General features: G+C 59.1%; 1 protein-coding gene. It reads left to right on the top strand.

The window, feature by feature from the left end; genetic code table 11:
• Positions 1-733 (top strand): branched-chain amino acid ABC transporter permease (locus NW837_RS12520; protein ID WP_414331960.1); only part of this gene is annotated, 733 nt, incomplete at both ends.

A 733-nucleotide genomic window follows, 5' to 3' on the forward strand; every position in this document is an offset into this window, starting at 1 on the left:
ACGGCATTTTCTTTTTGATTTTGGTGGGGATCTACGGCGTGCTGGTGCTGGGCCTCAATATCCAGTGGGGCTACGCCGGCATGTTCAACATCGGGGTGGGGGCTTTTTTTGCCGTGGGAGCCTATGCCAGCGCCATTGTCACCACACCCCCAAGCGCCGAGCATTTGGGCGGCTTCAATCTGCCCTTTTGGGTGGGTTTTGCCATAGCTGTGGCTGTCGCCGGGGCGATTGCCTTTTTGATCGGGTTGATTACCCTGAAGCTGCGTTCCGACTACCTGGCCATCGCTACCATCGGCATTGCCGAGATCATCAGCCAAATCCTGAGAAATGAGGGCTGGCTGACCAATGGCGTACGGGGAATTACCCGCATTCCGCGACCCTTTCGCGGCTGGATCCCAGGTCAGGATACCCTTCTCTACTTGGGCTTGGTGCTGGTCATTTTGGCGGTGGTCTATTGGGCTGCGGAGCGGGCCTATCGCTCCCCCTGGGGGCGGGTGCTGCGGGCCATTCGCGAGGATGAACCGGCAACCCTGGCTGCCGGCAAAGATGTGCTCCAGTTTCGCCTGCAGGCGTTTGTGCTGGGATCCATGCTCATGGGGTTGGCGGGGGCCCTCTACGCCCATTTTGTCAATTTCATCAGCCCAGAAGCCTTTCAACCGGAGTTTGCCACCTTTATCGTTTGGGTAATGCTGATCGCGGGGGGCAGTGGCAACAATCGCGGCGCCTTGCTGGG

The sequence above is a fragment of the Synechococcus sp. R6-10 genome, from assembly GCF_047461815.1.
Classification (GTDB): Bacteria; Cyanobacteriota; Cyanobacteriia; order Thermostichales; family Thermostichaceae; genus Thermostichus.